Origin of the sequence: Paenibacillus sp. 2KB_22 (genome assembly GCF_052115745.1) — a bacterium.
Classification (GTDB): Bacteria; Bacillota; Bacilli; order Paenibacillales; family Paenibacillaceae; genus Paenibacillus.
In genome coordinates this window covers 1-9,601 of record NZ_JBFRHG010000002.1, presented here as the reverse complement: position 1 = coordinate 9,601, position 9,601 = coordinate 1, and the positions used below count along the sequence as shown (strand labels likewise).

Below are 9,601 nucleotides of genomic sequence, written 5' to 3'. Positions count from 1 at the left end.
TAAGTATAGTTTCTTCTACGAAGTACCTTTGACCGATCAATCGAAAATGACGTTCAATCTTTCTTCTAAAGTAGAATCTCTATGTCGATTGTTAAGGTTGATCAGGATGGCCTGATTCTCACTGCTTGCCATACTCTCATAAAACTTCTGATGGGCAACCACAAAAGTCCAGAAGACCAGTTTGGTCACTCCTCCGTTTCCTGCCTCTTCAGATGTCCCGCCTGATACTTCCTTTGTTGTACTGCAACCACTCAGAGCCATCACTACCACAAGAAGACATGCCCCTAACCGTACCTGCATTTTTTTTTATGTGCAATCCCCTTCCCAAGGTCCTAAACCTGAATCCGTTGAAGGTTAAAACTGAATTTAGTAAGCGCTTTATTTTCTATGTTACTTGCTGTATCATAAAAAATAAATGCTCGATACCAACGTGAATTTTAAATATCTCAACCTGTTCGGAGGTGCCGGATTGGACTCGCCCATCCTTCATTTCATCACCCCGCCCATTCCCTATTTTATTGATTGCGGACGTGCTTGTTACGAAGCCGGTGAATATCACATTAGCCGCAGTGACATCGGTGTCTTTGATCTAATTGTCGTTACACGCGGTTCGCTCGCTATTAGCGAGAACGGGACAGAGTGGCTTCTGAACCAAGGAGAAGCCCTAATCCTTAAGCCGGATGGACATCATTACGGCAGCGCAGCCTGTAAGACGGAAACGGAAATGATCTGGATTCATTTTCAAACCTTTGGCAGCTGGAGAGAGTCTGCCAACATGGACGAATGCCTCGCCAATCAAGCCGATCTAATCGAAACACATAAGGTGAGTGCATATCTGAACCACTGTGATGTCTGTTCCATCTTCATTCCCAAACATTTGCACATTGCAATCAAAGATATGGAACTGCTGGAGCATTTCTCTCAGCTTGATCAGGAGCCTCAGTCCATGCGCAATTGGAAACGACAGGCGACATTCCAGCAATTTATGCAGCATCTGGATCTTGGGCTGTCTTCAATGTCCGACGTTGCCGCAATCCGAATTGCCGAGAAAGTTGAACTCTACATCCGCCACAATTACCCACTACCGATCTCCAATCCGATGCTGCAAAAGGAACTCAACTACCATCCAAACTATCTCGCACGCAGCATGCTGAAAGTGTATGGCATGACACCCATGGAATATCTGCTGCATTACAGAATCGAACAGGCCAAAAAGCTGCTGCTGCAAACCGCCTGGTCCGTTGCTCGCATCGCCGAAGAGATCGGCTTCAATCATGTATCCTACTTCTCTTCCTGTTTCTCGAAAAAAGAGGGCATCTCTCCTTCCAACTTCCGCAGCAAGTTTACCAACTCAGATAAATAAACTGACTCAATCAGAGCTGATGCCGTGAAAAAAGTGTCCGCTCACCAAAGATCGCGTTATCCTACAGCGCGTATTCTGGGTCTATCGTGCGATTTCCTTTTGCATACCTTTTTAGAGCAGCACTAGTACTTCTTATTCGCTTTCGCGAATCCAAACGCTCATTTCTCCTTCATCCCGATTGGCCCAAGTGAAGTAAGGAATGAACCGAAGTTCGGTAGGCTGTGTATCCCAGTGGACATTACTGCGATACAGATGTATTCCCCAGTCTTCTTGGGATACGATTCGCTGCCCAATGGTTGTAAGTGCCGGAACCCCAAGAGGCATCCGTTCCCCGCTACCGATATGAAACTCGGCATCCCGATGCAGCTGAATGCGATGCAATCCGCGGCCATTGTCGACTTCTTCAAGACAGTACATAAATGGTCCTCGCTGGATGGCTACTTTTCCGAAAGTGGCTTTGATGTGATCATGCCCTTTCATCCGAAGCAACTCCGTAGGGAAGTGAAGTTTAATCTCATCACCGGCTTTCCACGAACGGGTCACCTTAATGTAACCGTATTCAAAAATTAACTCATCCTGTTTGCTCTTCTCCCCATTAATCCACAGCTCGGGAATCTTGCACCAGTCCGGCTTTCTCAAAGCTATCGTAAACTGCATTCCCTCTGGGGAATCGGGCCGAACGATCAGCTTCACATCTCCGGTGGAGGTATAGTCAGAGTCCATGGTTAGGGCTGCTCTCCTACCCTGAAGTGTGAATTCCCCTTCCCCTCCGATGTACAATTGCACATACAACGTAGCCTGTTCCACAGCCGGGGTATATACATATTGATCCAATGAAGCAATTAATCGCGCAATGTTCGGCGGACAGCAGGCACAACCAAACCACCCTTGCCGGCGTGTTCGCACGTGGGCATAATTAGGATTCACACGTTGAATCTTCGGATCGACTTCAAGCGGATTCACATAGAAGAAACGTTGACCATCCAGAGACATTCCACTAATCACCGTGTTGTACAGGGCTCGCTCCATAACGTCTGCGTACCGGCTATCCTGCTCCATCTGCAGCATGCGCTTCGCCCAAAAGATCAGGCCAATCGAGGCACAGGTCTCTGCGTAGGCGGTATCTCCCGGCAGATCATAATCGCCTGTAAATGCTTCTTCTTTGGCTGATGAACCAATGCTTCCCGTAATGTACATTCGCTTGCTTACGATGTTGCTCCACAACCGTTCACAGGCTTCTTTCAGCACTGTATCCTCCGTCTTCGCAGCTACATCTGCCATAGCCGCGCACATGTAAACCAGTCGAACCGCATGGCCTTCTGCTGTCGACTGCTCCCTAATGGGCAGATGGGACTGGGAGTACGTATGACGGTGAACCATGTCCAACTCGCCAAAATGTATGGTACGGCCCCTTTGCTCCCATTCTTCTACAAAAAAATGCGGACTCGCTCCCCGCTGATCCAGAAAATAACGGCTCAGTTCCAGATATTTCTCTTCCTTTGTCGTCTCATACAATTTGAAGAGTGCAAGTTCAATCTCCTGATGCCCATCATAACCTGGCAATTGTCCCGGCTCTGTACCAAACACGGTGCCTATATGATCCGCCAGGCGAATAACCACATCCAGCAGCTTGCGTTTGCCCGTGGCATGATAGTACGCCACACCAGCCTCAATCATATGTCCTGCACAATAAAGTTCATGACACTCGGCGAGGTTCGTCCAGCGCGCCCCAGGTTCACGCAGGGTGAAGTACGTATTTAAATAACCATCGGCTTGCTGTGCCCGAGCTATGGTCTCAATAACAGAATCCACGAGGACTTCCAGTTCCGGGTCGGGCTTCGCGGAGAGCAGGTACGAAGCTGCTTCAATCCATTTCGCAACATCGCTATCCTGAAAAACCATGCCATAATGAACGCCCTCTTCATCCCCTGCAGCAATGCGAAAATTCCGAATGGCCCGGCTTGGTTCAGCTCCTTCGATACGGTCATTGAGCGCCTCCCATTGATAAGGGACAACTACGTTGCGGACCAGTTCAATATAATGTGACCAAAATGGGTCATTGATTTTATGGCTATAACCTGATGTCTGCGGATGGTAAGGGACCTCTGGGTTTGTCATGGGAACCTCTCCTCGTTCTTTTTAATAACTTTATTTTACAAATCATTACATCAGGGTGAAATCATCATTTCCAACTGAAATTTACATAATTACAACCTCGTACATATGCTAACCTTGTAACAAATCAGAAACTTACCCCCTTACGGTTCCTCTCGCTGTAAGTGATTCAAAGCCCGTTCTTTAGATGCACATCTAAACGGTAATTGGACAATGTTCTTGTCCATTCTGGCAATCGATAGAAGTTCTTGTCCTTGGCATGGACTAAAACTCGTACCGATCACATAAAAAAAACCGCCGATCCTATTGATCAGCGCCTTTTTTTATTGATATGATTTTCTGGGATAACTGAATCCATCAACCAACCTTGTTGGACACTCGTTCACTTTACAGAACGTGCAAGTGCTGCAACCGAACCGCCGAAATCGGGTCTGCCGTCAGCCGTCCACAAAAGCTCCGTCACAAATGTATGGCGATTCGGATCGTACAGCGGATCTCCTATAACTTTCTTGTATGTTCTTGCATGGAACACAAATAGCGTCTTTTCGTCGGTCTCTGACACCGTGAAGGAATTATGACCGGGACCATACATTGAGATGCTCTCATCTGTCGAGAAAACCGCTGACTGCGACTTGCGCCATGAGGTGGCATCGAGCAAATCAGCATCCGCATCGGCTTCAAGCAGGCCCATGCAATAATTGAAATCAGTGGCGCTAGCCGAATAAGAGAGGAATACCCGATTACCCTTGCGAAGAAATGCCGCTCCTTCGTTCACTCTATAACCAATGATCTCCCAGTCATATTCCGGCATCGAAATCATCGTTTGCGGTCCAGTCAACGTCCACGGATTGCTCATTTTAGATATATACAGATTAGAGTTGCCTTCGATATTCGGATCCTTTTGTGCCCATACGTAATAACGGCTGCCATTATGCTCAAAGGTAGTAGCATCGAGTGCGAAGCTTTCCCACGTGGTACGAATCTGTCCTCTTTCCGTCCAACTGCCTTCGAGCGGATTGGCATGTTCATTCTCTAGCACATACATCCGATGGTCGAACAAGCCTTCATTCGTATCCGTCGTGTGTGCGGCAGCGAAATATACGTACCATTTGTCATCAATAAAATGCAGTTCAGGTGCCCAGATATTGGCACTAAGGATACCAGTCTCGCGCTTTCTCCAGATCACTACAGGAGTTGAAGTAACAAGCCCCTCAAGGCTCTGGGCTCTACGGATTTCAATCCGATCATACTCAGGAACAGATGCTACGAAATAATAATATCCATCCGAATGTCGGTAAATAAAAGGATCTGCTCTCTGCTCAATTAATGGTTGAATGTCGTGTAACGCTCTTTGTTGGATTTCCATCTTATCACCTGCTTCATCATAATATACACTACCCTTTAACAGCACCTGCAGTCATACCGTCTATGAAATATTTCTGGAAAGCAATAAACAGTATGAAAATTGGAATGATGGAGAAGAAGGAGCCTACGATCAATAGGTCATAGTTATTGCCATAAGGAGTTAACAACGTTTTCAAACCGATTGGAAGAGTAAATTTACTCTGATCTCCGAGCACCATGAATGGCCACAACAGATTATTCCAGCTATTCATACCATTCAGAATGGCCATTGCTGCAAAGGATGGCTTCATAATCGGCATAATTAGTCTGAAATAAATCGCATATTCGTTTGCGCCATCAACCCGCCCAGATTGAATAATCTCTTTGGGTATGCTTCTTAGATATTGCCTGAAGAAAAATATCGTCGCGGCATTGGCTACACCTGGAAGAATGATTGCTGAATAGCTATTCACCATTTTTAAATCATTAATTAGGCTGTACAAAGGAACCAGCAGTATTTCGAAAGGCACCATCATAATGAGCAAAACACATATAAAGAGGAAGTTCTTACCCTTAAAATCATATGCTGCGAAACCATATCCAACAAATGCGCTTACAAAAAGTGTTAAAACCACTTGAACGATGGTTAAAGTCATACTGTTCCAAAACCATACAAAATAATCATGTTCTCCAGTAAACAGATAGATGAAATTGTCAAAACTCATGATACTAAAATCCAAACTTAGGTTAAGACCATATCTAATTAATGATTCACCTGGTTTAAAGGAAGATAGGGCCACTGCATAGAATGGAATCATAATTATAATGAATAGTATAATAAACAAACATATAATTACTATTCTGGAAATAAAATTATTCCTCATCTGACTTTTGCCCACTTTAATCCTCCTCCTTTTTGAACATTCCACTAAATTTCAACTGCGTTAAATTGATAATCATAGCAATGACTAACAGAATGATCCCAACTGCAGCTGCGTACCCCAGCTTATTCTTCTCAATCCCTTGTCTATACAGAAATCCAACAATGGTTAAGCCAATATTTTTGGGTGAATTGTTACCGTTAAACATCATCAGGCTCTCGGTAAACATGGCTAAACCTGCATAAACACTAATTGTCGTAACATATACCGTGGTCGGCTTCAATAATGGCATTGTGATCGTTCTAAACTTCTGCCAAGCAGATGCCCCGTCAATTGAAGCAGCCTCATAATATTCATTGTCAATGCTTTTCAAACCGGATAGATAGTAAAGCATATTAACACCTGTCCATCTCCAACATGCGAGGATTAACAGTGCTGCCATACTCCATTCTCCGTCTTTCAGGAATTTAATAGGCTCTACACCAAATAGACCTAGGAAACTGTTCATTAATGAACCTTCCATTTCACCGAATGTAAGGCGGAAAATGGTACCCGCTACTGCGACAGAAGTCAATGCAGGGAGAAAGAACGAAGATTTAAAAAACTCTCTTCCCAGCATTAACTTACTGTTGATCATAACGGCGAATAACATGGGAAAGGGAATTAACAGCACTAAGGTTCCTAACATGTATACAACGCTATTTTTAATCGAGGTCAAAAACACTTTATCTGTAAGTAATTTCGAATAATTCGCTTCACCAATCCATTTAGGATCCTGTCCCAACATCTTATCTTGAAAGCTCATTATGAATGAATTTACAAGCGGATATAACCAGAACAACAAAAATATGAGTATAAATGGCAATACAAAAACATAAGGCGCAACCTTTTGAGAGTATACAAATTTCTTTATCATATTCTCAATCTCCCTTGACTATGGTTAAACCTGCCGACTACTATACCTGCCGACAGGTTTAATCAAATCATTTACTTATTATATTTATTTCAATTCTTGTTCAATTGCTTCTTGTGCTTCATCCAGCGCTTCCTTCACGTCTTGGCCATCTTCAAAGATAGCATTCAAGGTAACCGTATTGAAGATATTGCCGATGGTCGGTGAAGCTTTAACGGATTTGATCGCTTGAATTTCGTCTTTGATTTCATTCAAAGTATCAAATGCATTTGTTTTAAAGTATTGTACGTACTCGTTATCAGGGTTTTTCGTTACTGCATCATCTTTCCATACTTCCATGTTGATTGGGTCAAATCCAAGTGTATTCCAGATTTCAGTAGTAGCTTCTTTCGAAAGCTTAGCAAAGGCTACAAATTCTTTGGCCAATTGAACGTCTTTACCACTCTTAGTAACAACTGTGCCAGTACCGCCTAAGCCAACGGAACGAGGATTACCTTCTTCAAATACAGGTAATGGAGCAATTGCATACTTACCTTTAAGGTCCTTCATTTCGTTTACAAAGCGGGACATGTACCACTCAGGCATCAATGCACTTGCGTAGTTGCCTTTGTTGTATTCGCCTTTTGCTTCTTCTGTGTCGGGTTGTCCGCCTGGGATCGTATGAATAACATTGTTCTTCTGCAGATCGACTAACATTTCAAACGCTTTAATCATTTCAGGCGAGTTCACTTTTGGATTACCATTTTCATCTGTAAAATCAGCATTTTGCTGAGCTAGTAGCAGCGAGGCTTGGAACGAAGCTGATGTATCAGCAGTACCTAAGTACTTGCCAGTCTTTTCGTAAACCTTGATACCTGCTTGTTTGTAATCTTCCCACGTTATGATTGTCTTGTAGTCAACACCTGCTTGTTCGAGAATTTCAGTGTTGTAGAAAGCAAGCGTAGCACCTACGTGATAATCAAAGCCATAAACCTGATCGGCTTTGGAGTAAATCTCGACACGTGAAGGAACAACAACGTCTTTGTATGGTGCAAATACATCATTCAAAGATTCCAGGGGAACGTTGTCACCTTCCAGGAATTTAGGGAATTGACCAAGCTCAATATCCGCCATATCAGGAGCACCTTTTCCGCTTGTAACTGCCAATAAGAGCTTGTTGTGCATATCATCGTAAGGCATAACCGTTACATTCAACTTAATCTGTTTGTCTGGGTTCTCTTGGTTCCATAACCCCAGCATTTTATCCAAATGCTTGCCGTGCAAATCTACGAATGTCCAAAATGACAATTCTGTTGCATTCTCACCGGCATTAGCGCCTAATTGCTGTGTTTCCGTTTTTGAATCAGAAGGATTACCACATGCTGTGAAAAAAAGGGACATAATAAGGACTGTAACGATGGAGATTAACGTACTGCGTTTCTTCATTTGTTCGTCATCCTCTCTTTTTGTGTATGCATTTGAAAAGTCGGCTGACTAGTTAGTTCTGTTAATTTAAGCGGTTTCAATCTACCTTGGCACCACCATCCTTAACATAATTCTAACCTTTCAAAGAAAAGACCCCTTCGCTAAAAATTCTTAGATTCCATATTGTAAGCGCTTTACATGCCGTATTATAATATATATAAAATAAGCTTTATATAACCAATTGATTATAAAATCATAAAGTTTATGGGGAGATGCTAATCTTTGAAAAAGCTGGCGCTCTACAAACAAATTCGAGAAAATATAATACAAAAAATTAAATCAGGACAGCTTCGGCCCACAGACCGCATTCCTTCTGAGCAAGAACTAATGGACGAATTCAGAGTAAGCAAAATAACCGTCAAGAACGCCCTAACCTCACTAGCTGACGAAGGATTAATTATACGCGTACAAGGTAAAGGCTCATTCGTCTCTTCAAGTCTTGTTGTTTCTAGCAACCATTCTCCCCCATCCCAAGGCAGCGCGTCCTCCATACCGCTCATCGGCTTCATCATTCCGACGATGAGAACCCGTGTCATTCAAAAGCTCGTTGACTACACAGAACAATTTCTGCAAGAAGCCGGCCTTAACATGGTACTTAGTATCACGCGAGAGTCCTCCTCTATCGAAACAAACGTCATCCGTACACTAACGGAACTCGGTGTGAAGGGGCTAATCGTTTTTCCGACGGAAGATGAGAAGTACAACGAATCATTACTACGTCTGTCGCTCGACAAATTTCCGTGTGTGTTCATCGACCGCTATCTGCGCAACATTGAGACGTACACCATTACATCCGATAATTACGGCGGTGCGTATAAGGCTGTATCCCATTTGTTATCCAAGAGTCATCAGCAGATTGCGCTCATCTCACCTGAAAATGCCAATACAGCCGTCGAGGATCGCACGCTTGGCTTCGAGCAGGCATATACAGATCAAGGTATCTCAATTGACAAGAGCTTGTGGTGTCACATCCCTCTCAACATTCTACGCAGCGAGCATTCATTGGACTATGTAAGCGAATTCTTGCAAAACCACAGTGGAATCTCGGCAGCCTTCTCTTTGACTGAAGAAACAGCACGCCTTACATCGTCCGCTATCCATCGACTGAACGATCACTCCAATATCGATTTGCTATCTTTCGATAATCCACATCTTTCAGGCGTAGCTTATGTGCAGCAGGATGAACAGGAAATGGCACGAACAGCCGTAAAGCTGTTACGTGAACAGATGGAAGATACTTATTCTCCTAAGAACGCCATTATTCCCGTGCAACTCATCTTCCCTTGACACGACAATCGTTGCAAGTTCTTGTCCTTGGCTCGGGACACGAACTTGTGCCGATAAAATAAAAAAAGCCGCTGCAATAGCGACTTTGGTATTATCCCCTTTAAGTAGACACTTGAAAAAACCTTCATGTTATTATGAGGGTTCAAGTGACACCTGGAGGGGATATTTTTATGGCCAAAAAAGGACAAACATTTCAGACGTATACCGAAGAATTTAAATTGAATGCGGTTAGAT

The 9,601-nt window shown here is 43.6% G+C and carries 8 protein-coding genes; 2 read left to right on the top strand and 6 right to left on the bottom strand.

The window, feature by feature from the left end:
• Positions 1 to 36 precede the first annotated feature (36 nt).
• A complete protein-coding gene (locus AB4111_RS11035) occupies positions 37 to 270 on the bottom strand; it encodes a hypothetical protein (protein ID WP_442031633.1) in 234 nt (77 codons plus the stop codon).
• A 199-nt stretch (positions 271 to 469) separates the two neighbouring features.
• Here AB4111_RS11035 and AB4111_RS11030 point away from each other — a divergent pair, with 199 nt between their 5' ends.
• Entirely contained in the window at positions 470 to 1,363 is an 894-nt protein-coding gene (locus tag AB4111_RS11030) for a helix-turn-helix domain-containing protein (protein ID WP_442031632.1), read from the top strand.
• Between the two features lie 132 nt (positions 1,364 to 1,495).
• Here the strand turns inward: AB4111_RS11030 and AB4111_RS11025 are convergent, their stop codons facing one another.
• The 5 genes from AB4111_RS11025 to AB4111_RS11005 form a co-directional block, all read right to left on the bottom strand.
• Entirely contained in the window at positions 1,496 to 3,481 is a 1,986-nt protein-coding gene (locus AB4111_RS11025; RefSeq protein WP_442031631.1) for a glycoside hydrolase family 127 protein, read from the bottom strand.
• A 379-nt stretch (positions 3,482 to 3,860) separates the two neighbouring features.
• A complete protein-coding gene (locus AB4111_RS11020; RefSeq protein WP_442031630.1) occupies positions 3,861 to 4,844 on the bottom strand; it encodes a glycoside hydrolase family 43 protein in 984 nt (327 codons plus the stop codon).
• A gap of 28 nt (positions 4,845 to 4,872) precedes the next feature.
• Positions 4,873 to 5,721, bottom strand: a complete 849-nt coding sequence (locus AB4111_RS11015) for a carbohydrate ABC transporter permease (protein ID WP_442031629.1) — start codon at positions 5,719 to 5,721, stop codon at positions 4,873 to 4,875.
• Between the two features lies 1 nt (position 5,722).
• Positions 5,723 to 6,619, bottom strand: a complete 897-nt coding sequence (locus tag AB4111_RS11010) for a carbohydrate ABC transporter permease (RefSeq protein ID WP_095357894.1) — start codon at positions 6,617 to 6,619, stop codon at positions 5,723 to 5,725.
• 84 nt (positions 6,620 to 6,703) lie between these two features.
• Entirely contained in the window at positions 6,704 to 8,041 is a 1,338-nt protein-coding gene (locus AB4111_RS11005; RefSeq protein WP_442031628.1) for an ABC transporter substrate-binding protein, read from the bottom strand.
• Positions 8,042 to 8,302: 261 nt separating this feature from the next.
• Between AB4111_RS11005 and AB4111_RS11000 the strand changes: the two genes are divergently transcribed.
• On the top strand, positions 8,303 to 9,367 hold the full coding sequence (locus AB4111_RS11000) for a GntR family transcriptional regulator (protein ID WP_442031627.1): 1,065 nt from the start codon (positions 8,303 to 8,305) through the stop codon (positions 9,365 to 9,367).
• Positions 9,368 to 9,601: the final 234 nt, after the last annotated feature.